The sequence below is a fragment of the Lactivibrio alcoholicus genome (genome assembly GCF_055390895.1).
This window is the reverse complement of the sequence record NZ_AP042471.1, coordinates 385096-409926: the sequence shown is the minus strand read 5'-3', so window position 1 is coordinate 409926 and position 24831 is coordinate 385096. Positions and strand designations below refer to the sequence as shown.

General features: G+C 60.4%; 26 protein-coding genes. All 26 read left to right on the top strand.

Annotated elements, in window-relative coordinates; translation table 11 throughout:
• The 26 genes from ACZ5IU_RS02070 to ACZ5IU_RS01945 all read left to right on the top strand — a co-directional run bounded on the left by ACZ5IU_RS02070 (position 1) and on the right by ACZ5IU_RS01945 (position 24829).
• The gene (locus tag ACZ5IU_RS02070; protein WP_464420025.1) at positions 1-1845 is read left to right on the top strand and encodes a hypothetical protein; all 1845 of its coding nucleotides are present in this window, start codon (positions 1-3) and stop codon (positions 1843-1845) included.
• Positions 1846-1868: 23 nt separating this feature from the next.
• The gene (gene argS, locus ACZ5IU_RS02065) at positions 1869-3545 is read left to right on the top strand and encodes an arginine--tRNA ligase (protein WP_464420023.1); all 1677 of its coding nucleotides are present in this window, start codon (positions 1869-1871) and stop codon (positions 3543-3545) included.
• Between the two features lie 2 nt (positions 3546-3547).
• Positions 3548-3847: an FtsB/FtsL family cell division protein gene (locus ACZ5IU_RS02060; protein ID WP_464420021.1), complete on the top strand. Its 300-nt coding sequence runs from the start codon at positions 3548-3550 to the stop codon at positions 3845-3847.
• Positions 3848-3924: 77 nt separating this feature from the next.
• The gene (gene rpsF / locus ACZ5IU_RS02055) at positions 3925-4209 is read left to right on the top strand and encodes a 30S ribosomal protein S6 (RefSeq protein ID WP_464420019.1); all 285 of its coding nucleotides are present in this window, start codon (positions 3925-3927) and stop codon (positions 4207-4209) included.
• A gap of 4 nt (positions 4210-4213) precedes the next feature.
• Entirely contained in the window at positions 4214-4684 is a 471-nt protein-coding gene (locus ACZ5IU_RS02050) for a single-stranded DNA-binding protein (RefSeq protein ID WP_464420017.1), read from the top strand.
• 21 nt (positions 4685-4705) lie between these two features.
• Positions 4706-4996: a 30S ribosomal protein S18 gene (gene rpsR, locus ACZ5IU_RS02045; protein WP_464420015.1), complete on the top strand. Its 291-nt coding sequence runs from the start codon at positions 4706-4708 to the stop codon at positions 4994-4996.
• Positions 4997-5090: 94 nt separating this feature from the next.
• A complete protein-coding gene (locus tag ACZ5IU_RS02040; protein ID WP_464420013.1) occupies positions 5091-6047 on the top strand; it encodes a YybS family protein in 957 nt (318 codons plus the stop codon).
• Positions 6044-6493, top strand: coding sequence for a 50S ribosomal protein L9 (gene rplI / locus ACZ5IU_RS02035; protein WP_464420011.1), 450 nt, complete (start codon positions 6044-6046; stop codon positions 6491-6493). The genes ACZ5IU_RS02040 and rplI overlap by 4 nt, the downstream gene beginning before the upstream one ends.
• Positions 6493-7842, top strand: coding sequence for a replicative DNA helicase (gene dnaB, locus ACZ5IU_RS02030; RefSeq protein ID WP_464420009.1), 1350 nt, complete (start codon positions 6493-6495; stop codon positions 7840-7842). The genes rplI and dnaB overlap by 1 nt, the downstream gene beginning before the upstream one ends.
• A gap of 82 nt (positions 7843-7924) precedes the next feature.
• On the top strand, positions 7925-8773 hold the full coding sequence (locus ACZ5IU_RS02025) for a ParB/RepB/Spo0J family partition protein (protein WP_464420007.1): 849 nt from the start codon (positions 7925-7927) through the stop codon (positions 8771-8773).
• 7 nt (positions 8774-8780) lie between these two features.
• The gene (locus ACZ5IU_RS02020) at positions 8781-10628 is read left to right on the top strand and encodes an O-antigen ligase family protein (protein WP_464420005.1); all 1848 of its coding nucleotides are present in this window, start codon (positions 8781-8783) and stop codon (positions 10626-10628) included.
• An 8-nt stretch (positions 10629-10636) separates the two neighbouring features.
• Positions 10637-11263 carry a type II secretion system protein gene (locus tag ACZ5IU_RS02015; protein ID WP_464420003.1) on the top strand — a complete coding sequence of 209 codons (627 nt, stop codon included), beginning with the start codon at positions 10637-10639 and terminating at the stop codon, positions 11261-11263.
• A gap of 31 nt (positions 11264-11294) precedes the next feature.
• Positions 11295-12170 carry a type II secretion system minor pseudopilin gene (locus ACZ5IU_RS02010; RefSeq protein ID WP_464420001.1) on the top strand — a complete coding sequence of 292 codons (876 nt, stop codon included), beginning with the start codon at positions 11295-11297 and terminating at the stop codon, positions 12168-12170.
• Position 12171: 1 nt separating this feature from the next.
• On the top strand, positions 12172-13326 hold the full coding sequence (gspL, locus tag ACZ5IU_RS02005) for a type II secretion system protein GspL (protein ID WP_464419999.1): 1155 nt from the start codon (positions 12172-12174) through the stop codon (positions 13324-13326).
• 5 nt (positions 13327-13331) lie between these two features.
• Positions 13332-13802 carry a hypothetical protein gene (locus ACZ5IU_RS02000; RefSeq protein ID WP_464419997.1) on the top strand — a complete coding sequence of 157 codons (471 nt, stop codon included), beginning with the start codon at positions 13332-13334 and terminating at the stop codon, positions 13800-13802.
• Positions 13799-14407 (top strand): hypothetical protein, encoded by a 609-nt coding sequence (locus tag ACZ5IU_RS01995; protein WP_464419995.1) that lies wholly within the window; start codon positions 13799-13801, stop codon positions 14405-14407. The genes ACZ5IU_RS02000 and ACZ5IU_RS01995 overlap by 4 nt, the downstream gene beginning before the upstream one ends.
• The gene (gene gspC / locus ACZ5IU_RS01990; RefSeq protein WP_464419993.1) at positions 14407-15405 is read left to right on the top strand and encodes a type II secretion system protein GspC; all 999 of its coding nucleotides are present in this window, start codon (positions 14407-14409) and stop codon (positions 15403-15405) included. Before ACZ5IU_RS01995 ends, gspC begins: the two co-directional genes overlap by 1 nt.
• 29 nt (positions 15406-15434) lie before the next feature.
• The gene (locus ACZ5IU_RS01985) at positions 15435-15761 is read left to right on the top strand and encodes a hypothetical protein (RefSeq protein WP_464419991.1); all 327 of its coding nucleotides are present in this window, start codon (positions 15435-15437) and stop codon (positions 15759-15761) included.
• Positions 15758-17722 (top strand): type II secretion system secretin GspD, encoded by a 1965-nt coding sequence (gspD, locus tag ACZ5IU_RS01980; protein WP_464419989.1) that lies wholly within the window; start codon positions 15758-15760, stop codon positions 17720-17722. Before ACZ5IU_RS01985 ends, gspD begins: the two co-directional genes overlap by 4 nt.
• Before the next feature lie 83 nt (positions 17723-17805).
• Positions 17806-18588, top strand: coding sequence for a ParA family protein (locus ACZ5IU_RS01975; RefSeq protein WP_464419987.1), 783 nt, complete (start codon positions 17806-17808; stop codon positions 18586-18588).
• Position 18589: 1 nt separating this feature from the next.
• Entirely contained in the window at positions 18590-20485 is a 1896-nt protein-coding gene (locus ACZ5IU_RS01970) for a GspE/PulE family protein (protein WP_464419985.1), read from the top strand.
• A 1-nt stretch (position 20486) separates the two neighbouring features.
• Positions 20487-21638, top strand: a complete 1152-nt coding sequence (locus tag ACZ5IU_RS01965) for a type II secretion system F family protein (RefSeq protein WP_464419983.1) — start codon at positions 20487-20489, stop codon at positions 21636-21638.
• A gap of 90 nt (positions 21639-21728) precedes the next feature.
• Positions 21729-22124: a type II secretion system major pseudopilin GspG gene (gene gspG / locus ACZ5IU_RS01960; RefSeq protein ID WP_464419981.1), complete on the top strand. Its 396-nt coding sequence runs from the start codon at positions 21729-21731 to the stop codon at positions 22122-22124.
• 90 nt (positions 22125-22214) lie between these two features.
• Positions 22215-22607 (top strand): hypothetical protein, encoded by a 393-nt coding sequence (locus ACZ5IU_RS01955; RefSeq protein WP_464419979.1) that lies wholly within the window; start codon positions 22215-22217, stop codon positions 22605-22607.
• 181 nt (positions 22608-22788) lie between these two features.
• A complete protein-coding gene (locus ACZ5IU_RS01950; protein ID WP_464419977.1) occupies positions 22789-23565 on the top strand; it encodes an IclR family transcriptional regulator in 777 nt (258 codons plus the stop codon).
• Positions 23566-23587: 22 nt separating this feature from the next.
• Positions 23588-24829 carry a M20 family metallopeptidase gene (locus ACZ5IU_RS01945; protein WP_464419975.1) on the top strand — a complete coding sequence of 414 codons (1242 nt, stop codon included), beginning with the start codon at positions 23588-23590 and terminating at the stop codon, positions 24827-24829.
• The last annotated feature ends 2 nt before the right edge of the window (positions 24830-24831 follow it).

Sequence of the window (24831 nt, the reverse complement as noted above, 5' to 3'; positions counted from 1 at the left end):
ATGCGACGACTCCGGTGCGTTGCGGGAGTTCGGCTGATATGCGTTCTGCTCGTCCTGACCGCGGGAACGGCGTGTGCCGCTCCGCTCGGCGCGGCAAGGGCGGGGCGGCAGGACGGCGCGACGATCGAGAGAATGATTCAGGAATCGCCCGACTTCAGCTCGTTTCCGAAGGCGGACGGGATCATCTGGCTCAAGGATGTCCACTATGCCCTCTCCGCCGACGGGAGCATGACCCGGACGACTCGCCTCGTGATTCTCGGCAGACAGACCCTCGGCGAGCGATGGCGAACCTGGACGTTCCTGGTCCCCGAGGGGGGGAAAGTTGAGATCCGGGACTCGAAGATCTATGATCCCGGGACAGGCAGGATGGTAACGCCAGTCATTCCCCGGACGTACGAGAGCGGAGGAGCGACTCTCGCCGAAGTCCGCTTTCCGCCTCTCCGGGAGGAGCAGGTTCTCGACCTGACGGTTGCCGAGACGTTCCCGAGGCACTTCGGGGTGGATGATCTCGTGTGGATTTCGGAGGAACTGCCCCAGTGGGAGCTCCGGGTCATCGTGACGGTCCCCTCGGGAAGCGAGCTCGCCGTTGCCGGAAGCGAGGTCCCGTCGCGCGAGGACACTGGGGCGGGCAGGGAATACCGTTTCAGGGTCGTCAACACTCCGGCTCACAGGAACGTCTCGCTCCTCGGCGATACGAGACGGTTCATCGCCTTCGGAATGCGAAAGGGAACCGAACCGGTAACGCGGATGTTCCGGTCCATGGAGACGCGTGCGATCCCGGCTCCTCCCGCCGCGCTCCGCAGCGCGATGAACGGCGTCAACAAGATCAGGGCCGGCGAAGCCGTTCTCTCGTTCGTCGCCTCATCGCCCACGCTCTCTCTCGGAAGGGAGAATGCGATCGGATCGAACGTCCGTCCCGACATCCCCTCCGAAGGGCCATGGACACAGTGGGAGAAAATCCTCATCCTTTCGAAATGGCTCCGCGAAGCCTCGTGGACGACCAGAGTCTGCTGGCTTTCCGCGACGACGATCAACGACGAGGCTCCGGCGACCGAGGGACTGGTCCTGCGTCCGATCCTGGAGGTATCGTGCGCGGGGCGCGATTCCTTCTTTCTCGACCTGACCCAGGGAGTGACGACCGAGACGCCGTCCGCTCTCTGGGGACGAACCGTCTACCAGCTCTCGCAGAAGGGGCTCGAATCGCGTCGCGTTTCTCCGGGAGGAGCGAGAGAGCACAAGCTCATCTTCAGGTGGAATTTCGACCTTCTCGAAGACGGAACAATTACGGGAATGCTCGATGTGATCGCCCGGAACGGATGGGCCGACATCCTGGTCGGCGACAGAAAAATCACTCCGGAGGACGGGAGCCGGTTGCTCGAGAATCTCGGGATTCCCGCGGGCGATGTCGAGTCGCAGGACATTCAGGGGACGCGATCGGGGATCCGGATCACGGCGTCCCTCCGACCGAAGCGCGGTATTTCGGCGGGGAAGGATATTCTCGTGACACTCCCCCTCGTCGTACCGGATATCCTGATCGAGGCGGCGAAAGTGCAGCCTCCGTTCACGGTTCTCTTCCCGTTCGTCGTCGAACAGGCATTCGACCTGCACTATCCTCCGAAGACGACGTTGTTGCCGATGGCCCCCTCGTCGGGCAAGGTCTTCGACAAGATTTCGTATGACGAAACATTGAGCCTGCATGAGCGGAAACGGTCCATATCGGGTTCGTCCAGAATCATCGTAAAGACGGAAACGTTCGACGAAATCGCGGCGAAGTCGTATTCCGAATCCATGCAGCGGTGGTTCAACTTCTCCCACAGGACACTTCCCGTGCGTCTCGGGCGCTAGGGACATTGACGGAGGCACACAGTATGGCGGATATCACGGAAAGTTTGGCGACACGCATCAGGGAGGCGCTCCTTTCGTGCGCTTCCGAAATGGATTTCGACCCGGCGGTATTGCCGGAGGTTCTGCTCGAGCGACCGAAGAGAAAGGATCAGGGGGACTGGTCCACGAACGTCGCGATGCAGCTCGCGCGGACGCTCAGAAAGAATCCGCGCGACGTGGCCGCGAAGTTGTGCGGTCATATTCCTGTGGGAGACGGCATCGCGCGGACGGAAGTCGCGGGACCCGGATTCGTGAATTTCTTTCTTACGGATTCCTGGATGTCCGACACGGTTGCGACGGTCCTTCGGGAGGAGGAGACGTACGGGCGGAGCGATACCGGCGGCGGTCGCCGGGTCCAGGTCGAATTCGTCAGCGCGAACCCGACGGGGCCGCTGCACGTCGGACACGGACGCGGCGCCGCGGTGGGCGATATCGTGGCCCGGATCCTCGACTTTTCGGGATACTCCGTTCAACGCGAGTACTATATCAACGATGCGGGGCTCCAGATGTCCATCCTCGGGCGTTCGACCCAGGCACGGTACTTCGAACTTCTGGGAAAGGGGGAACGGGCTCCGTTTCCCGAGGACGGATACAAGGGCGCGTATATCTACGATCTCGCCCAGGCCGTGATCGCCGAAAAGGGCGATTCGCTCCTCGCTCTTCCGTTGCAGGAGTCGCTTCCGTACTTCAGGCAGTTTGCCGGAGACCGGATCCTCGCGACCATCAGGTCCGATCTTTCCGATTTCGGCGTGCGGTTCGACGTCTGGTTCTCCGAGAAGGACCTCTATGTCGCGGATGACGTTCCGAAGACGATGGAGTTTCTGAAGAACCGGGATTTCGCCTTCGAGCATGAAGGAGCGCTCTGGTTCAAGGCGACCGGTTTCACCGACGAAAAGGATCGCGTCCTGATCCGGTCGAACGGGGTTCCGACATATTTCGCGTCGGATATCACGTACCACAAGAACAAGTTCGACCGGGGATTTTCGAAGGTCATCGATATCTGGGGCGCGGACCATCACGGATACGTGCCGAGGATGAAAGCGGCCGTCGAAGCGCTCGGGAGAGATCCCGAGGACCTCTCCGTCCTGCTGATCCAGTTCGTCAATCTGCTGCGCGACGGCACTCCCGTCGCGATGTCCACGAGATCCGGCGAATTCGTGACGCTTCGCGAGGTTCTCGACGAGGTCGGTGTGGACGCGACGCGGTATTTCTTCGTCATGCGCCGGAGCGACAGCCATCTCGATTTCGATCTCGAGCTCGCGAAGCAGCAGTCCAATGAAAATCCGGTCTATTACATCCAGTACGCCCATGCGCGGATCCGAAGCGTCCTCAGAGAGACGGAAGCCCGTGGCATCCCGCTTCCCGATCCCGCTGTCCTGCGCGGCTTCGAGTATGCGTCGGACGAGGAAAAGCGTCTGGTCGCAACGCTCGATTCGTTTCCGAAGGAAGTCGGAAAGGCCTCGCGCGAACTGGCTCCCCATGTCATCGCGTCGTACGCGTATTCGCTTGCGGGGGATTTCCATTCCTTCTACAACGCGCACCGCATTCTCGGAGAAGAGGAGAAGATCGTGAAGGCGCGTCTGTTGCTCGTCCGCGCGACGGGCATCGTCCTCGGAAGCGCGCTTCGCCTTCTCGGAGTGTCGGCGCCCGAGAAGATGTAGCCGTGCTCAGACTCCGCTGGGTCGTCCTCGCCGCGGCGGTCGCGCTCTTCGCTACGATTATGGGGACCGCGTACGTCATCGAACTGAGAGAGATCCACGAACTTTCGGCGACGATCGACAGCCGGATGGAGCTTCTCGTCGGGAAGACGAGGGCCCTTCAGGAAATGCGTGAGCAGATTTCGTTCTACAGCACCGAAGAAGGGGTCGCCCACATGGCGAGGGACAAATACAATCTCGCCATGCCCGGAGAAAAGATCTACAAGATCATCATCACATCCGGGGATGTGTTGCCGAAAAAATGATGGAAGCGTATAATCCTGTTTTGTATTTCCCTGCCTCGGGAACGAGGCCATATGTCCATAGGGAGGAGGTGACAGGCGTGCGACCGTACGAAATGATGATGATCGTCAGCGCGGATCTCGAAGACCCGAAGGAAGAGATCGCGAAGGTGGAAGAGGTCGTGCGAACACTTGGCGGAGAGGTTGCCAAGACGGATGTTTGGGGGAAGCGGCGGTTTGCGTATCCCATCCGGAAGAAGCAGGAGGGGGTATATTCGCTCACCGCGTTTTCCGTAGAACCGGACCGGATCGTCGAACTCAAGCGACTTCTGGGGCTGCGGCAGAACGTGATGAGAACCATGATCGTCTGCCTCGACGAGGAGTAGTCCGATGGCCCGGGGGTTCAACAAGGTTATCCTGATGGGGAATCTGACGAAGGATCCCGAGATCAGGTATACCGTCAACAAGCAGGCCGTCGCGAGTTTCACGGTGGCCATCGGCAGCCAGTGGAAGGGAGCCGGCGGCGATCTCCAGGAACGAACGGACTTCGTTCCCGTCGTTGTCTGGGGGGCGCAGGCGGAAAACTGTGAGAAGTATCTCCGGAAGGGGCGTCCCGTTCTTGTCGAGGGGCGTATCCAGGTCCGGAACTACGACGCCAAGGACGGTACGAAGCGATGGGTGACCGAGGTCGTCGCATCGAGCGTGGTGTTCCTCGGCGGCAGGAAGTCCGACGAGCAGGGGGCTTCCGAGGGTGGAGAGTTCGGCAGTCTTCGGGAAAAGGGGTTCGGTGGGGATGATTTCCCGATGGATATTTCCCAGGTGGACGCCGGAAATGAAGATGAGGTTGAAATCCCCTTCTAGGGGACGAAAGGAGGACCACGCATGGCCGCATACGGAGCCGGAGCTGCGGGTGGCGCGGCGGGCGGTGACAGACCGCGTGGCGGTGCGGGCCGCAGGGGCGGGAAACGTCGCCCGAAGGTCTGTTTTTTCTGTGTCGACAAGATCGAGCACGTCGATTACAAGGATGTCGAGAAACTCCGCAAATACATCAGTGACCGCGGCAAGATCATGCCGCGGCGCGTTTCCGGAAACTGCGCGAAGCATCAGCGTCAGCTGACGATCGCGGTGAAGCGGGCGCGTTATATGGCGTTGCTTCCCTACGCCGTAGACTAGCGGATTCGCCGGAAATCGGTACGATCACTGTTCGAGGGGGGCGGCGGAATCGCTTCTCCCCTCTTTTTCATGTCGTCTGAAGAGGAGGAACCCCGTGGTTTCGACGCGAAATATGGTTGAGGCGTCCCTTCTTGCAGGGCTAGCGGCAGCCCTCTTCCTCGCGGCCCGTTTTCTTCCCGTCGCGGGAATAGCGTTCTCCTTTCTGTGCCCGGCGCCTCTCGTCGTCCTGGGACTGCGCCACAGCATCCGGTTCGCGGCACTGGGGCTCATTGCCGCGACTGCGATCGTCCTTATGCTTTCAGGGCCGACGGGAGCCGCTTTTTTCTTTCTCGGGTTCGGCGTTCTCGGTGTGGGGCTCGGAGTCCTCGCCGGGCGCTGCTCCCGCGGTGTCGACGTCATCCTGTACGGGATTCTCGTCTCTCTTGGCAGCAAGATCCTGCTGATGGTGGCTGCGAAGGCACTTACGGGGGTCGATCCGTTCTCGATGGACCCGAAGGAAATCACGGAGGTCGTCGATCGCATCTTCGCCTTCTACGGGACGTTCGGGGCGTCTTCCGATGCGCTCTCCCAGGCGCGCGAGCAGGTTATGGCCGCGCTGCGTCTGCTTCCCACGATATTCCCGACGATTCTGATCATGGCGTCCGCGCTCGACTGCTACCTGAGTTACGTCGTGAGCGCCGCGGTCGTCCGAAGGACGGGGGGAGACATGCCGTCCCTGCCGTCGTTTTCGGAGTGGCGTTTTCCGAAGAGCGTCCTCGGAGCCCTCGTCGTCTCTCTCCTTCTTCCGTTCCTCGGACAGGACACCGAGTGGGGGCTCTTCGCGACGAAGATAGCCATCAATCTCAAGATGTGCATCCATGTCGTCTTTCTTCTTCAGGGAGTCTCTCTCCTCTGGTTCTTCCTCAGACGATGGAGCTGGAAAGCGCCGTTCGGTGCGATTATTATAGTGATGGTCGTGTTCATCCCCCTCTTCTCGACTGTAGCCGTCATGGCGGGCGCGGGGGACATGTGGTTCGATGTGAGAAACAGGGTTGGGAGGGGAAGCGCATGAAGGTCATTCTTTTGAACGATGTCCCGAAGCTCGGGAAACGCGGAGATCTGATGGAGGCTTCCGAAGGGTATGCCCGCAACTTTCTGATACCGAAGGGGCTTGCCGAGGAAGCGACGCCCTCGAAGGTGAACGAATGGAAGACCCGTCACGAAGCCCGGCAGAACAGGGAAGAGAAGAACCGCGCAGTCGCGGAGGAACAGAGAAAGCTCCTTCAGGGCAAGAGGGTGGTTCTGACCGTGAGCGCCGGGGAAAAGGGCAAGCTTTTCGGCGGCGTCACCGGAGCAGACATCGCGGAAGGCATCGAAAAGCAGCTCGGCGTCCGGGTCGACAAGAAGGACATTCGCCTTGAGGAAACGGTCCGTCATACCGGCGCATACACAGTCGTTCTGCGGCTCTTTCCCGGCGTCGAGGCGCAGATGACGCTCCAGGTCGACGGAGTTTTCTAGTGCCGGACGGATCCTTCGAACGGACGCCCCCATACAGTCTCGAGGCGGAGCGCGCGGTCCTCGGGGCGTGCCTGATGGACAGGGACGCTCTCAATGTCGTCACCGAACTTCTTTCTCCGGAGGATTTTTACGATCTTTCGAACCGGACCGCCTACGAGATGATCGCGGACATGTCCCAGAGGGACATCGCGATCGACCCCCTGACGCTGCTGGAGGAGATGTCGCGTACGGGCAAGAGCGACCGGCTCGGGGGGCAGCCGTTTGTCGCCTCGCTCGTGGACCAGGTATCGAGTACGGCGAATGCGGAATACTATGCGCGCATCGTCAAGGACAAGGGGATTCACAGGCGGCTCATCGCGGCGGGAACGACCATAACGCGCCTCGGATACTCCGAGGACATGGACGTCGAGGAAATCCTCGAGGAAGCGGAGCGCGCGGTCTTCGAGATCGCGATGCACCGCAACAGGACGAATTTCCGGTCGATCGCCGATGTTCTCGGACAGGCGTTTCATACCATCGAAGAGCAGTATCACAAGGCGGATCAGGATGTAACGGGGCTTCCATCGGGATTTTTCGAGCTCGACCGGATGACGGGAGGATTTCAACCGGGCAGCCTGAATATCATCGCCGCTCGTCCTTCGATGGGAAAGACCGCGCTCGCGATCAACATGGCGCAGTACTGCGGCGTCACGAAAGAAGCTCCCACTCTGATCTTCAGCCTGGAAATGGGTGCGGAGCAGCTCGTCCAGCGGATGCTCGGAGCCGAAGCGCGGATCAACATCCACGAACTCAGGACCGGGGCGTTTGCCGAGTCCGCCTGGGAAAAGCTCGCAGACGCGGCCGGGAGGCTTTCGTCGGCTCCGATTTACATCGACGACAGTTCGATGCTCTCGACGCTCGAATTCCGGGCGAGGTGCCGCCGTTTCCAGTCCCGTTTCAAAAATCTCGGACTGGTCGTCGTCGATTATCTCCAGCTGATGAACTACGCGCGGAAGATCGACAGCAAGCAGCAGGAAGTTGCCGAAATCTCCCGTGCCCTGAAGGGCGTCGCGCGTGAACTGAATGTTCCGATCATCGCGCTGTCGCAGCTTTCGCGGGCCGTCGAACAGCGGACCGACAAGAAGCCGCAGCTTTCCGACCTTCGGGACAGTGGGGCCATCGAGCAGGACGCGGACATCGTCATCCTGCTCTACAGGCCGGGGTATTACGATTCTCCAGTCCCCGAGGAGGAAGAAAATACGCTTGCGTACCTGAACATCGCGAAGCACCGGAACGGGCCGACCGGTGAGGTCCAGCTCGTCTTCCTGAGGGAATACACGAAATTCGAGAATCCCGCGAGGTCGTATTAGGCGTTTTTCTGGACCCGGAGAACGATCTCCGGCTGTATGATGGAACCGGAGAATATAAGGGAGCGAGGAAGACATGTCGGGCATGATGCACTTTCTCCAGGACGACGGAACTTCCCGGAAGCCGGAGCTCGCACACGTTCCGGTCGAATCGGTTCATCCGAATCCCCGGCAGCCCCGTCAGCATTTCGATGTCGAGGAACTTCAGCAACTCGCGGACTCCATCAGGGAGGTCGGCGTTCTGCAGCCGATCGTCGTTTGTAAACAGGACCAGGGGTACGAGCTCGTCGCGGGAGAACGACGACTCCGTGCCGCGAAGATCGCGGGACTTGCGACGATTCCGGCGCTCATCACAGAGGTCACCCCATCCGAACAGCAAATCTTCGCCCTTGTCGAGAACATTCACAGGAGCGATCTCTCCGCGGTCGAGGAGGCGATGTGCCTTCGCGACATTCTCGACAGGACCGGGTGGACGCAGGTCGACGCCGCGAAGCGGATCGGTCTTTCCCAGGCTTCCCTCGCGAACAAACTGCGTCTGCTGCGTCTCGACCCGGAAGTACAGAGGTTCGTCATCGAGGGGCGCCTCGGCGAGCGCCAGGCCCGCGCGCTTGTCGGCCTGCCGGAGGAAGAGCAGCGTTCTCTCGCGAAGCAGGCGATCGAGGAGAATACGCCCGCGGGAGAGGTCGAGAGGCTCGCGAAGGAAACGGGGACGAAACCGGGGCGAAGGTCGGGGGACAGGAAGGATCTTCCCTTTGCGGGACCGGACGGTCCGACGGGGGAACTCCTCAAGGAACTCGCCGTGCTCGTCGAGGGAAACCGGAAGAGGGGAATCCCGATCGCGTGGAAGGTCAAGGAACTTGCCCAGCGCGAGCTTGTCGTCGAGATAACGGTCGATCTTTCGAAGCGGATGGAACCATCCCAGGAGAGGCAGTGATCGTACGGTGACGCAGAAACGGACGAAAAAAACGGATATTTCGGTTTCCGTCGCGCCGGAAGCGGATCTTCCGCTGATTCCGGCGCGGATGTTGACTGTTCTCTGGTTCATAAGCCTCGCGTTGCCCAATATCGTCTTTTCGGGGAGTTTCTGGTTCCAGACGCTCCACCTCATGAAGTGGGTCGTCGCGATGGTTCCCGTCGGAATCGCGTGCGTCGTCGCGGGATATCGTCTCCTGCGGCACGGAGGAGACAGAATCCGGGTCCGGATCGACCTCTTCGGGATCCTGTGGTTTTTCATGCTTCTCTATATGACCGTCCAGCCGCTCTGGCTCGACCTCCGTTCTCCGTCGACCTTCTTCCGCGAGTGGTTTTTCTTCGCGTCCATGTGGATCATGTACGTCCTGTCGTACAACTCGTTCCCGGGCTCCCGTTTCGCGGCAGTGGCGTTCGGCGCGTCCCTCAACGGGGCCGTCAGTACGTTCTTCGCCGAACTGCAGATCCGGAACCTGAGCGATCCCTTTTCGTTCATCCTTCCCACGCCGGGCAACTATATCGCCAACACGGGACAGCAGGAGATGTTCGGCCTGTGGCTCGCGATCGCGCTATTGTGCTCCCTGTATCTCTATATCACGGTCATTCCGGAGATGCAGCGGAAAACCGGAACCTCCCGACCCGTCGCCTGCTACGTCGTCCTCGTTCTGATCCTCGTGAACGCGTGGGGACTCTGGGGAACGACCACGCGTTCGGCTCTCGGAGGTTTTTTCGCCGCACTCGTCTTCATGTGGATTCTCTACACGAAGAGCGGCGACGTCTCGCGGCGGCGGCGGTTTTACGCGGGAATCCTTCTGGTTCTCTTCGCGTTCTCGTGCAGCGTCGCGTTCAATTCCTCGCGAAGCGGGTCCCTGAGGAGCAAGGTCGAGGATATCCTCGAGAATCCGACGCAGATCGGCGGTCGGGACGGTATCTGGAGGACGTCGTGGACGATGTTCACGATGCATCCCGTCAGGGGGGTCGGGCTCGGTCAGTACAAGTGGCACTACCTGGATGCACAGCGTGAGGCGTTCTCGCGTTATCCCGAGCAGAAGTTCCAGTATACCCACTGGGCGCATAACGAGATCCTCCAGTGGTTCTGCGAGGCGGGATTCCCCGGCGGCGGCGTTTTGCTCTGTCTGGGTATCTGGTGGCTTTTCGCGTTTTTCAGAAGGGCATTCGGTCGTCCGTCCGCGAATCGTCCCGGTTCGCTCGGGGACGAGGCGATCTGGGCCTGCGCCTGTCTGGCGCTCATCTGGTTCAATGCGGCCTTTTCACGGCCCTTTCACCGGATCGAAAATTCTCTGTGGACCGCGCTGGCGTTCGCCATTGCCAACAGGGAGCTTCTCCCGGGAGTCTGGTGCGTTTCGGGAAGGAGAGAAGACGATGAATCGGGCGTGAGGCGCTCATCCGCGGCCGTCAGGCTCGCCGGGGCCGCGATCGCGGCCGCGGCCGTCTTCGGATTTTCCTTTCTGGGCCATGGGCTCTACGGAGACTACCTGATCCGCAGGGCGATCCAGACGAACGATGCGGTCGAGCAGAGAGCCCTTCTCGATGCCGCGCACAGGAGTCTCATGGTTCGCGACGTCGCGGAAAAACAGCTCGCCTACCATCATATTTCGCTCGGACAGGCGATGAAATCGAACGAGGCTCTTGCCGAAGGGCTGAACAGACTTCTCCGGTTCTTCGAGCGGGAGCCGCAGGCGGAGGATCTCAAGATACTCATCGACTGGAGTTCGAAGCTGCGGCAGAAGCCGATTCTCGATAAGCTGCTGACCTACCTCAAGCCCGGAACCGTCGCGGTGAGGAACTCCGGAAGCTGAGGGCCACAATGCGGAGATGCGGCGGTACTTCTTCGGGGCGATCCGGCCTGACGCTCGTCGAGCTCCTCGTGGCGGTTGCGCTGACGGGCGTCCTCGCCGTAGGTGCCATCGCGCCCCTGATACTCGTGATCCGAAGGGTTACCGACACGGAGGCGCTTTTCGGATCCGAGGCGTCGCTCAGAATCGCCGCGTCGTCGGTTGTCGAGTGCGCACGCGGAAATCTGACGCTGCCTCCGAAGAAGACGGTCGCGATGAAAATCGTCCGGCACGACACGCTCGAAGGAAAGAACGACGATACGGTCGTCATCTGGGGTACAGCCTCCGCCCGTCAGGGACTTCCCCCCGGGAGCACGATATACCGGGTCGTCCGGGAGCGGATCATGAAAACGAAGAAGTTTCCCCTCGGCCTCTATCGATGGTTCGCCGTATCGAAAACACCCGACGAGGTCGATCTCGAAAAGTTGCCCGTCGAATCCGGGCAGCTCGTTCTCGAAGGAGTCGACGGCTTCGGCGTCGAAGTCTGGAACGGCGGAACATGGGGGCGAACGTACATTGGAGAATACCCGGTGGGTTTTCGCGTAACGGTCGCGAGAAGGGAGGACTCGTCGCGCTATGCGGACTGGCTTCCGAGGTAGAGGACGTCCGGCGCGCCGCGGCTTTATCCTCGTGACAGTTCTTCTCGTCTCCACGATGCTTCTTTCCTGTGCGATGGGGTACGCGTGGTACGCGAGAGGACAGATCCGGAGGGTCATGAAGGAGCGTTCCGTACTGCAGGCGAGAAGTATCGCCTATGTTCTCGCCGGAGAAGTCGCCCGGGGACTCGTCATGGACAAATCCGCGTACGATTCGAAAAAGGAACCATGGTTCAAACCCATGATATTCCCGATACCGGAGATAGGCATTCTTACGGTTGAAGTAACGCCCCTGAATGACAGAATTCCGATAGCGAGCCTTTTTCTTCCCGACGGAGAGACTTTGCGGCTCGAAATGAAAAGCGTCTGGGAAAATCTCTGGAGTCTTCTCAAGGCGGATGACGTCGGGAATATCGTTCTCGATTTTCTCGACGCGAACAAAATGCCCCGACTTGGAGGCCGGGAGGACAAGAAGTGGCTGAACCGTCCTGTCGTGAGTCTTTCGGAACTCCTGGCGATTCCGGAAGTGACGCGGGAAATTCTGTCCGGGACGTTCGACAGGTCGGGGCTTGAGGCGTACTGTACCGTCTGGAGCGACGGAAAGATCAACATCAATATGGCTCCGGCGCATGTCCTCGAATTGTTCGATGACATCGACAGAAACGTTGCGGAGGATATCATTGAGGCGAGGGCGGATAAACCGTTTGAAAGCATCGGGGACGTCGCCGCGGTCGGTTCGTTCCCGCAGCAATCTTTGCCGAAGCTGATGAATCTGATATCATTTACCAGCACCTTTTTCCGTGTGACCATAGACGCCGCGACGATGGAGGGAGACCTGCTGAAGAGATTCGCTTTCATCATCAAAAAAGGTACGGGCTCCTGTTCCCTCGTTTCATGGGAGGAGTACTGATATGCCGGTCACGGCGACGTCGGTGCGGCTGTACGAAAGAGGCGCGGAGGGGCCCCAGGGGAAGGTCTCCGGATCATTCGGTCGCGATCTGCTTCTCCTCGTGCCGTTCCATAGTCTGTCGATCCAGCCGTTTTCCTTTCCGTTTTCCGGGCAGACGGCAATACGGGAAGCAGTCAAGCTTCAGGTTCAGCCTTTCACATCGGGAAAGCCGCTGATCGAGGCGTTTCCAACGGTGTGCTCCAGGGAAGGAAAGGGGAGCGCCGGAATCACCTGCTTTCTCTCCTCGGAAGAGCTTGCGGTCGTCGAGTCCGTCGCGGCCAAGGCGAGGTCGCTCCGTGTCTGGCCGCTTCCTCTTGCGCTCGCGGCGCGTCTTCCGGACAACGGGCTCGCCGCGTGTATCCTGAAGGACGAGATCTGTTCGATGCTCTTTACCGGAGGAATCCCGGTACTGTACAGGATCGTTTCCAGAAAGAGAAAGACGATCGAGGACGAAACGGACTGGATCCGTTCCTTTGCGTCCGGACGCGGCGTTGAAGAACTCGAGACGTACGTCTGGGAAGACTCGGAAGACGGGGCCGCCCGCGACGACCTCGCCGGGATGGCGTCGGAGACGTTGTCGCGGAAGCATTTCGCTCCGGACGTCAATCTTTCCGTGCGTGCCGTGGACACGGTTCTCGCTCTTGAGAAGGGAATTCGCCTCTGCACGCGGGCGGCGTCGTGGATCCTGCTCGCCGGGCTCTGCGCCGCGGGCGGCATGTACGCGCAGCGCGAATTCTCGCTGCGCGCCCTCGACCGGATACGCGATCAGGGAACGGCGCTCTATCGTTCCGTCTTCGACGCTACGGGGAAGATCGTCGATCCCGTCAGCCAGGCACGGGGGAAACTCAACGCGGCGCGCGGCGGAGAGAAGGGCCTGATCCTCGAGGAGATGCTCGCGCGGCTCGGCGCGTCGGTGAAAGCGGCGGGAGAGACGTCCGTATCCGTTGAGTCGCTGCGGTACAATGCCGAAGGAGCAGATCTGACGGGCTCGGTCCCGGATATGGAACGATTGCAGGCGTTCCAGAAGGGAATTTCCGTCTCGTTCCGGACCCAGCTCGGGGACATCCAGCAGATTCCGGGCGGGGGGTTGCGCTTCTCCATGAACCTGAGGTGGTGAACGGTATGGCTTTCTTCCCGGTCTCCCGGGACACGCCGGGACTGAAACGGCTTCTTGCCGTCGCGTTTCTCTGCGCCGTCTCGTGGGGGTGTTACTTTTTCCTCGCGGACGCCGGGAGATCGGCGACGGATGCGGTCGAGCTTCAGAAACGTCGCTTCGAAACGCTTCTGAAACTCTCCCGCGACTATATCGCCATAGGCGGAGGCACGCAGACCGGCGTGCCTTCCGAGGATCCGATCGCGGCGATCTCGAAGGCGATGGATTCCGTCGGACTCAAGGACAACCTCGTGCAGCTCTCGCAGACGTCGAAAGGAGCGTCCGTCCAGTTCGACAGGGTCTACGCGGAGCAGTTCGCGACGTTCATCCAGGAAATACGGAAGAAAGGCCTCAAGTTTCTCTCGGCCGAGATGAAGGTCTTTCCGGTCGGCAAGGAGCGTCTTTTTTCGGTTTCCTTCATTATCGGAGGGAAATCATGAGACGCGTCCTGTTTTTTTCCTCGGTCTTCCTGGCCTTTCTCTGCGTTCTTGTCGTTTCCTCGCTGGCGTTCTTTCCTTGGGAACAGGCGGGGGAGTACGGGATGGGGATCCTCTCGAAATCCCTCGCGCAACGGGGATTCCCGCTTTCGTTCGACCGCGTCGAGGCGCGGGGGCGGTTCTTTCCCGATTTCGTCGTCACGAACGTCGTCCTCGGAAATATGCTGGGAGGAATCAGAGTCAGGGAGCTTGTCCTGACACCGAGGGCCCTTCAGTCCGCCGTGAATCTCGGCGCGTCGGCGGAACTTTCGTTCCGCGACGCGGAGATCACTTTCGGAAAGGACGGCCGCGCCGCAATTTCGGGAGGAACCGTATGGTTTCTTCTGGGACGGAAAAGCGCGAGAATCGACGTGATCGAAACCCGTGGCGACATCAAGGTCCGGGGACGCATCGTGATCGATCCTCCGAACCGGCGCATTAGCGGCGCAAACGTCGAGCTCGGGGTCGCCGACGCCCTGGACGCGAAACTCGGAGCGCTGAAGGGAATCCTTCCTCTCGACAGGGAGAAGAAGGGGCTCTGGCGATGGAAACAGGGGGAGGTGTCGTAGTGCCCCGATTCGAGGAGCTGCTCGGAAACGCGCGCAACACGTTGCGCCGGGGTGCGGGCTCACACCTGCCGGACGCCATCGTCCGTCTCGCGGAGAAAATCGTTCCGTTCGTGGGCGCGGTATGCCTTGGCGCGATCCTCGGCTATTTTCTCATGAGATCCCTGGGGATGTATCTCACCGATCTGAACTTCGCCCTGCGGGCGACGGGAATTCCGGACGGACGTTCGGCACGGCAGTCCCTCGCGGCCGAGAATGCGCCGACTTTGAAGGATTTCGTCGACGCGAATCCGTTCGGCGCGACGCTCCGGAAGGTCGAGCCGGCTGCGGAAAAGAAGAGCGACGCGAAAGCCGAAGACACGTCGAAAGCCGTCGCCGCTGCGGGATTGAAGGACATCTCTCTGTCCGGGACGTTCCCGGGAATCGCCGCCCTGTTCTCCGAAAAGGGGAAGGAGCGGATCGTCATACGGGGAGATTCATTGAACGGATATTCCCTCGTCGAAGTCACGCCGTACGACGTCGTCCTGAGCGGCGACAGGGAAATCGTCGTTCTCTCGCTGTATTACGGACCGACGCAGCCTCCCGTCAGAAAAACGCCGGAAAAACAGGAAACCGCGAAGCCGACTCCGCAGGCTCAGGAAAAGCAGCCGGATGGGAACGAGGTGAAGGCCGCTACGGCGACAGAGGCGGGGATCATCGACAGGGATCTCGTGAACCGGATGCTCATGAACCCCTTCGACGAAATGAAGCGTTTTCGTCTGCGTCCGAAATTCGAGGGGGCGCAGGCTTCCGGGATCGAGGTCCAGTGGCTGGACAAGGAGAGCATCCTGACGAAGCTCGGCGTGGAGCAGGGTGACGTCCTGCAGTCGGTCAACGGGATCCCGATCCGGAATATGGGCGACGTCGCGAATGCGATCAATTCCCTCATGGGAGGGAGCCGGTTCGACGTCCAGGTCGTCCGGAACGGCAAGGAAATGCCGTTGACCTATACGGTGCGATGAAGCGATTCCGGCGGACGGCCTTCACACTGATGGAAATCCTCGTCGCCGTTTCGGTCCTTGCCCTCGTGACCGTCGCGTCGCTCCGACTTGTGATCATCGGCGGCCGTACGCTCGGCGAGGTCCGCGAACAACGGAAGTTGCTGGACTACGCGAGGGAAACGCAGGTAAAGATCCTCGAAGGTTCGGGACGCCGGGATGCCCGCGAGACAAACGGATCCTGGGAGACACGGGAGGAGACGCGTCCCGTATTCGGTGGAAAATGGTCGCTCCGGTACCGGACGCTGACGGTGGAGCAGAACGGACGGTCGATTGTGGTCTACGTGCCCTTTCAGGGCGGGGGGAAGGTGGGACAATGAAGAAAAGGGTATGTATCGTTTTTCTGGGTGTCGTGACTGCGTTGAGTCTCCTGGCGGGGGCGTCGTCCCTCGCGGCGCAGGAAAAGTCGCCGACGCCCGCGGATGAGAACCAGGACGAGCAGAGCCTCATCCAGGCGGCGCAGATGATGCGGAAGTCCGGGATGGTGCAGTTCAACTTCACGGAAATCGATATCGTGAAGTTCATCCGGTTCATGTCCGAACTCCTGCAGGAAAACATCATCGTCACCCCGTCCGTCAAGGGCAAGGTCTCGGTCATCTCTCCGAAACCGGTTCCGCTCGGGCAGGCACGCCAGGTCATGCTCTCTGTTCTCGAGATGAATGGCCTTTCGATCGAGAACCTCGGGGCCTACAGCAAGGTGTTGCCGGGCAAGGTCGTCAGTACGGAAGATGCCGTCCGACGGGGCAAGATGTCTCCCGCACAGGGGGAACAGACGGTGACGCAGGTCGTCCCGCTCGATTTCGTGACGGCTGATTTCGTCGTGAAGGCGATCCAGATGGCGATAAAGAACGTCGGGATCATCCCTGCCGGAAAGGGCAACGATATCGTTCTTTCGGGAAAGGCGGTCGACGTGAACCGAGCCGTCAACCTGATCCGGAAGATCGACGTCGCCGAGAGCTACAAGATGAGCCGGACCGTCGAGATCAAGTTTTCCTCGCCGTCGCTGGTCGCCGGACGACTGACCGAACTCGCGAAGTCCGGACCGCTCCAGGGGCTGCTTGCGGTTGCGGATGAAGGAAGCAAGAAGATCGTCCTCGTCGGAGAGTCCGACGTCATCAAGGAAGCGCAGCGGATCATCAGGGAACTCGACGTCTATTCGCGCGGAGGCGATTTCCACATCTACAAGCTCGAGCACGCCGATGCGAAAAAGGCCGCGGAGCAGCTCGGGCAGGTTCTCGCCGTCGCGGCGAAGCTCCAGCCGTCAAAGGAAGGCCAGATGCCGACGACCGTCGTGCCCGACCTCTCGACGAACAGCCTGATTTTCGCCGTTCCGCAGTACCAGTACGATTCGCTGCTCGCGATCATCAGACAGATCGATACGCAGCCGAAGCAGGTGATGATCCGCGGCCTCGTCTGCGAGGTCAACCTGACGAAGCTGGACAACGCGGGGATCGACTGGGCGACGTTCGGGGGCGGAATGACGGGGGACGCGGTGCTGGCCGCAGGAGCCTCCCTCGGAGAGACGAGCGTTCCGGATACTGTGACCAACTGGTTTACGGCGTTGACGAAGACCGAGGTGAACATCGGAACGGCTAAAGATCCGATTCTCCAGACGACGACCGACCCGAAGGGGCTCATCTACGCGTCGATCCAGATGCTCAAGAAGTTCGACGCCATCAACGTCCTTTCGATGCCGAGACTCCTGTGTACCGACAACATGACGAGCGAATTCCAGGTGGGACAGGTCATCCCGCAACTCAAGGGACAGACGTCCGACATCACGAACCCGAAAGCGACGCAGAACAGCTACGAGTACAAGGATACGGGACTGATCCTGAGCGTGACGCCGCATATCCGGAGCGGGAACCTCGTCGTCCTCGACATCAACCAGAAGACCGAAGACGTTCTCACCGCGATGACGGCGACGACGCCGGTCACGGCGAAGCGCGAGATCAAGACGTCGGTCATCGTCGGAAATGGGAAGACCGTCATCCTCGGCGGTCTCCTCAAGGAGACGGAAAAGACGCTGAAGAACCGGGTTCCCGGGCTCTCGTACATTCCCCTGCTCGGGAGCCTCTTCACAAAGACGTCGAAGCAGAAGGAAAAGATCGACTTCATGGTCTTTCTGACGCCGTACATCATTAATACGCCTGAAGAGGCGCAGCGCTTTACGGAAGGTGTAGCGGTCTCTCAGGATCACGGACTGTCGCCGGCGGAAATGATCCACCAGCTCAGGATCGAGAAGGAATTCCGGGACTCCGTGAAGAAGATGAGCAAATGACCCGCAGCGACGGAGCCGGTTTTGCGCTGTGATGCCGATTCGGGAACTCCGGGGTTTGTGACGCGTCTCAGGAGCGGGATTTCATGGGCGCGGCCATAGCCCTTACCAATCAGAAGGGCGGCGTCGGGAAGACGACGCTCGCAGTGAATCTGGCGGCCTGCCTGTCGGATTTGTGGAAAAACACCGACAGGCGGGTTCTGCTTATCGATACGGATATTCAGGCGAACGCGACGTTTCTTATATCGAAAGAGACGTTCGGATATCGCGACACGATCGGAGCGCTCTTCCAGGAAACGATTCTCGAATCGGGCCGTCATCTCGTCCACGGGACGGAACGCGAGAATTTATTCATTGTTCCGTCATCGCCTCTCATGGCTGCGGAGGAACAGAGGATTCCGTTCCGGGAGCGCCGGGGAGAACGACTCTCGCTTTTTCTGAAAGAGGTCGGTGACGAATTCGACATCGTTCTCATCGACTGCCCGCCGGCACTGAACATCTTTGTCCTGAACTCTTTTTTCGCTGCCGACAGCATTCTCGTACCCATGCCCCCGGAAGAACTGGCCGTTCAGGGGTTCGAACAGCTTATGGGACAGATAGCGGCCGTTCGGGCCGTAAACCCGGATCTTGCGTTCCTGGGGGTCGTGATCAACATGTTTACCGAAAGAATTCTCGTGCAAAGCGAAATCCGTTCGTTTCTCGAAGAGCAGTTCGGCGACCGCGTTCTCGGATTGATTCACCGCTCGATCATCCTCCAGGAGGCGTCTGCCTCGAGAACGACCGTCGCGGATTACGCGCCGAATTCCAGAGCGTACGAAGAATACAGGCGCCTCGCCCAACGGGTTGCCTCGGAATACGGGTTGATGTGACATGACGGATAATACGAAAGACTTCAGCTACAAGGGGAACAGCGCGCTTCGGGACATGGTCCTCGAGACATTCGGCGACGCTGTCCGAAAAAAGTCGGACGACCGACCGGAACGCGCGACGGGTGATGTCGCGGCGGGCTCCGTCCTGACGCTGCCGACTCCCTCTGTGCGCGAAACGTCCGGAGACGCGGATACCGAGGGTGATCTCCTGTGGCGAACGGAAGACGTCTCCGAAGAATCCGCCGCGTCCGCGGAGTGCCCCGAGGCGCTCGCCACGGGGGAGTCGATTTCCGGCGGAGGGGAACTTCCGGGAGATGCACCCGGAGAGACGGAAACGGAAGGTGCGGAGACGGTCGCGATACTTGCGGCCGCTCCCGATGATGCAGGGGGGACGGCTGGCGAGACGACGGATCGTCACCCGCGGTTCCCGAGCGTCTCGGAGGTTGCCCGCATCATTCCGGAGTGCGTGAGTCTCGATTCGCTTCGCCAGGCCGGGATGGTCCCGCTGCGGGCCGAAGACGACCTGCTCGTCGTCGCCGTTTCGACCGTCGAATCGTTCCCCCGGGCGCAGCTCCTCGGCGCGGTCATCGGGAAGCCGGTCGACATAGAGATTTTTGACGAGAAGACGATCGGGGACGCGATCCATTCCCTGTACGATTACCGGAGCGGGGCCGCGGACAAGGCCGCCGAGGCGATGGAGGGAATCGAGGACATCGACGATCTCGCGCGCGAGGACGTCATGAGCGATTCCGTCGATGTCCCCGTGATCCGTCTCGTCAACGGACTGATTCTCGACGCGATCAAGCAGCGCGCGACCGATATCCACGTCGAACCGTACGAGGACAGCGTCCTGATAAGATTCCGGGTCGACGGAGTGCTTCAGGACCGGCTGCGCCTCCCGCGGGGACATCAGGCCCCCCTGACGAGCCGCATCAAGGTCATGGCGAAGATGGACATCGCCGAACACATGGCGCCGCAGGACGGCCGCATCGGCATCACGGTCGGAGGCAAGGCGGTCGACATCCGTGTCGGCAGCGTGCCGGTCCAGTTCGGCGAACGGATCGCGATGCGACTCCTCGACAAGGGGCACGGATTGCTCACCCTCGAGGATCTCGGAATGGAACGGCGCGAACGGACGATCATGGACGAGATGATCCTTCGTCCGAACGGGATGATCCTTTTTACGGGCCCCACCGGGTCGGGAAAGACGACGACGCTCTATGCGATCCTCCAGGCGCTCGCGCAGCCGTCGGTCAACATCATCACCGTCGAAGACCCGATCGAATACGACCTCCCCGGGGTCGCCCAGATCCAGGTCAACGAGAAAGCCGGCGTGACCTTCGCCGCGGCGCTTCGTTCGATCCTCCGGCAGGACCCGGACATCATCATGATCGGAGAAATGCGGGACTACGAAACCGCGCATATCGGCGTCCAGTCCTCGCTGACGGGACACCTCGTCCTCTCGACGCTCCATACGAACGACTCCGTCGGCGCCATAGTCCGGCTGATCGACATGGGAATCGAGCCGTTCCTCGCGGCGAGTTCGATGATCGGAACGGTCGCGCAGCGTCTGGTCCGGAAAGTCTGCCCGAAATGCGGCGAAAAGAGCTCCGACGTTCCGGCGCTTCTCGCACGGCAGGGAGTCCGTGCGGTGTGGCGCGGACGGGGGTGCGACTACTGCATGAACACGGGATATCGCGGCCGGGTCGGTCTGTACGAACAGTTCCTCGTGACGGAAGAAATCAGGGAAGCGATCGCGGAGTCGAAACAGGCGTCGGCGCTGCGCGAAATGGCGCGTAAATCCGGGTTCCGGACCCTCTGGGAAATCGGTCTCGACGCTGTCGCGCGCGGGCTGACCACACCGGAAGAACTCGCCCGCGTCGCCGGAGACGAATAAGATGCCGCACTTTTCCTACGTCGCCTACGACGCGAACGGAAAGTCGACGAGGGGAGTCATCGAGGGATCCTCTTCCGTACAGGTCATCGAACGCCTTCAGGAAAAGGGGCTCGTCGTCGTCGACGTCTCGCTGAGCTCGGGAGGGAAATCCCGGAAAGTCAAAAAACTGACGCTCGAGAACCAGACCATGTTCTGTCGGACGCTGGCGTCGTACCTCAGAACGGGGCTTCCTCTCGCGGACTCGCTGAAAATCCTCGCGAAGCAGACGTCCGAACGGAACGTCGCCGCCGTATTCTCGGCGCTTCTCGAGTCGGTCGAGGGAGGGAAACGCTTCAGCGCCGCCCTCGGCGACATCGGAGCCTTCCGCGAGAGCCTCGTCCGCATGGTCGAGTCAGGCGAACAGAGCGGATCGCTCGTCACCGTCCTCGAGCAGTCCGCCGTTCAGTTCAGACTCGAGGAGACGCTCCGGAGGAAGATCAAGGTCGCCCTGACCTACCCTGTCGCCATGGCCGTGATCGGAATCGCCGTCGTCGGATTTCTCCTCGCGTACGTCGTTCCGAAGATCTCGGCCCTGTTCCAGGAACTCGGACAGAAGCTTCCCCTGCCGACGAGGATACTCATCGCGGCGTCCTCCTTCGTTCAGGACTACGGACTGATCCTGCTTCTCGTCCTGCTTGCGGCGCTTCTCGTCCTCAGACGACGGAAGAAATCCCTGAACCCTCCGTTTTTCAGAAAGATCCGGTCGCGACTCACGCTCTCTCTCATCACGTCGCACCTCTCGACCTTGCTCGATTCCGGAATCCCGCTCGTGACGGCCCTGCGAATGAGTTCGTCGATGGACCCGCAGAAGGACCGGTGGATACGCATCGCCGACATGGTCAAGGCAGGACACCGTTTCGACAAGGCCCTCGAAAAGGAAGGCTCCTTCCCGGAGGAGGTCGTCTACATCATCCGCGTGGGGGAGATGGGGGGAGAACTGTCGCAGGCTCTCCGGAACGTCTCCCAGAACAACTGGGAGGTCGCCGAAGGACAGCTCGAGCGTCTCACGAGTCTCATCGAGCCCGTCATGGTTCTTTCACTCGCGGTTTCAGTCGGGTTCGTCGTGGTCTCGATCCTGCTCCCGATCTTCGATCTTTCGAGTCTCGTCCGATAATGGTTTCCTTCGCGAATCGCGGCGGTATAATGAAAATAGATCATTCTGGAGGTGGTTTCCGTGCTCCGTAACGGACGGAAGGGTTTTACGATGATAGAAATGCTCGTCGTCGTCGTCATCCTCGGCCTTCTCGCGACGCTCGTCGTGCCGAAGGTCGTGGGACAGGGCGAAGAGGCCAAAAAGACCGCGACGGCGGTCCAGATCAAGGAAGTCGAACAGGCGCTCGATATGTTCAAACTCGACAACGGGTTCTACCCGACGACCGAACAGGGGCTCGAGGCGCTGATCGAAAAGCCGACGATGACGCCTGAACCAAAAAAATACCGCGAAGGCGGCTATATCAAGAAACTTCCGGTCGATCCGTGGGGTGGCTCCTTCATCTACCGGTGCCCGGGCGAACACGGCGAATACGACCTCTTCAGCATGGGGCCTGACGGCCAGGAGGGTGGGGAAGGCAAGGGGAAAGACATTACGAACTGGGACTGATCCGTGAAGACCCGGCGTCACACTCCTTTGCCGAGGCGCGCGCGGGACGGACGGTGTCCGGTATCGGTCCGTGCCGGGGCAGCGTTCACGATGATCGAACTTCTCATCGTCGTTGCGATCATCGGGATACTGGCGGCGATGGTCGTGCCGAAGCTCGTTCTTCCGGAACCGTCCCCGGAATTCCTCCTCGGGAGGGCGATTCTCGAGATCCAGGACAGGGTGACGGGCGAGGGGACATTCAGATTGCGAATCGCGGACGGTCGCCTTGTCGCGGAACGAATCTCGCGGGAAGCGGCCGGATGGAAGGAAACGCGGCTCAAATGGCTGCCCTCGTCGAAAGGATGGCGGGCCGAGTCCCCGCAGTGCTACTTTTTCTCCGACGGTTCCAATACGCCTTGGGTTCTGTATCTTCGCCGGGAGGAGAGAGAACGGAAGTTTATCCTCTCCGTGACTGGATTTCTGACGGAACAGCCCGAAGACTGAAAGTGATTGAGTGTGGTTCAGGGGATGCGCGTGAAGCGCGTCCCCTTTTTTTTACGGAGAGAGACGGTACGTTATGAGGAAAATACGGTTGCTTTTGACATCGACGACGAGGCGGACTATACTGAATTCCGTATGAAGCAATAAAATTCCATAACATGGAATTATCGAAGGTGACGAATCAATGGAAGAGTCGAAATCCGGAGGGGTCCAGTCAGTCGTACGAGCCCTCGCCGTCATAGAAATTCTCGACATCCACGGCGAACTCGGGATCAACGAGATGAGTTCGCTTCTTTCTCTCGAACCGAGCACGGTCCATCGTCTCGTGTCGACGCTACGCGCGCAGAAGTACGTCCTTCAGAATCCCGGAAACAGGAAGTACCAGAACGGCTTCAGGATTTTCGAAATCGGAAGCAACGTCGTCCGACGTCTCGGTATCCGGCGCCAGGCGTATCCGTTTATGACCGATCTCGCGGCACGGACGAAAGAGGCGGTCAATCTCGCGGTCCGGGACGGAGATCGCGTCGTGTACATCGACAAGATCGAGAGTCAGGCGACAATCAAGGTCGATCTTCCGGTCGGAAAGGCGATGCCGCTCTATTGTACGGGACTCGGCAAGGTTCTCCTGGCGGCACTTCCTGAACAGGAGGTCCGATGTCTTCTCGGTGAGGGCCCGTTCGAGCGGTTCACCGAAAAGACGGTTACGGATCCGGGGGTTCTGCGCCTGCAGCTCGACCGCATTCGCAGCCTGGGATTCTGCGTCGATAACGAGGAATATGTTTCCGGACTCATCTGTATCGCTGCGCCGGTGCGGGGGAGAAACGGAGAGGTGATCGCGGCCCTCAGCGTCGCCGTTCCGAAATACCGATACGACGAAGATCCGGAGAAAAAGGATCTCTTCAGGGAATTTGTCGTATCGGCGGCGCTGGGGTTGTCGGAAAGTCTCGGATACGGATCCTGACAGGAAGGGAGTCTTGAGATGAATGTGTGAACGCCTGTTTCGATGCATCGATGACAATCGTTTTATCCGTTTCGTCCAGGAATTCGTCCGGATCGATTCCGTCTATGATCCGTCGCGGCCGCACGCGAACGAGTCGCGGGCCACGGTGTTTCTGTCGTCGTTCCTGAAAGACGAGAGGTTCGATGTTCACGTCGAGGAGGCGGCGCCGGGGCGTTCCAATGTCATCGCCGTGCTCGAGGGGCGTTCTCCCGGGAAGACCCTGCTCTTCGAGGGACATCAGGATGTCGTCTCGGTCGGGAATCCCGAAAGGTGGCGATACGACCCGTTCGGCGCCGAAATCGTCGATTCGGGCGGGCGGAAGCGGATGTACGGACGCGGAACGTGCGACACGAAGGGAAACACGGCTGCGGGCATCTTCGCGGTCAAGGCCATCAGGGACTCCGGAGTTCCGTTTTCCGGGAAGATCGTTTTGTGCCTGCCCGTCGACGAGGAAGGTCTCATGATCGGCATAAAGGATTTCATTCGCCGGGGGTGGGCGGACGACGTGGACGCGGCCGTCATCTGCGAACCAGAGGATTTCAACCTCTGCGTCTTCCAGAAGGGGGCGATGCGCGTCCGGATCGTATGCCGGGGAACGCAGGCGCACGGGTGCATGCCGCTTTCGGGAAACGACCCGAACTGGGCGATGGCCCGGATCATCTGCGATCTCCGCAACCTCGAGGATTTCGAAAAGGATCGCCTCGGCAGGCACGAGCATCTCGGATGGCCGAGCATCACGCCGACCGTCGTCCAGTCGCCTCTGACCGGCGTCGCGCAGCTCAACGTCATTCCCGAGGATTGCGGCGTCCTTCTCGATATCCGCACGATTCCGGGGCAGGATCACGCCGCCCTGCTGCGGCAGATCCGCGGCATCGTCGACCGCCTCTCGCGCCGCCACCCGGACGGAGACGACAGGTGCGTCGCGGATGTCGAACTCCTCGAGGACCGTCCCTGGACGGAAACGTCGCGCGACGAGCCGATCGTCCGTGCGATTGACAGAGCGCACCGTGAGGTCCGGGGAACGCCCCCCGTGTACAACGGTGTTCCCGGCGCCACCGATGGAACGTTCCTTTCGGCGTGGAAACACGTCCCGGTCGTCGTGACGGGAGCGGGGGACCGGGAGATTCCGCACCACGTCGATGAATGGGTGGATGTCGACGATCTGAAGGAAGCCGTACGACTCTATGCGCGGACGGCGATGCTGTATCTGGGAGAGGAGGTGTGACC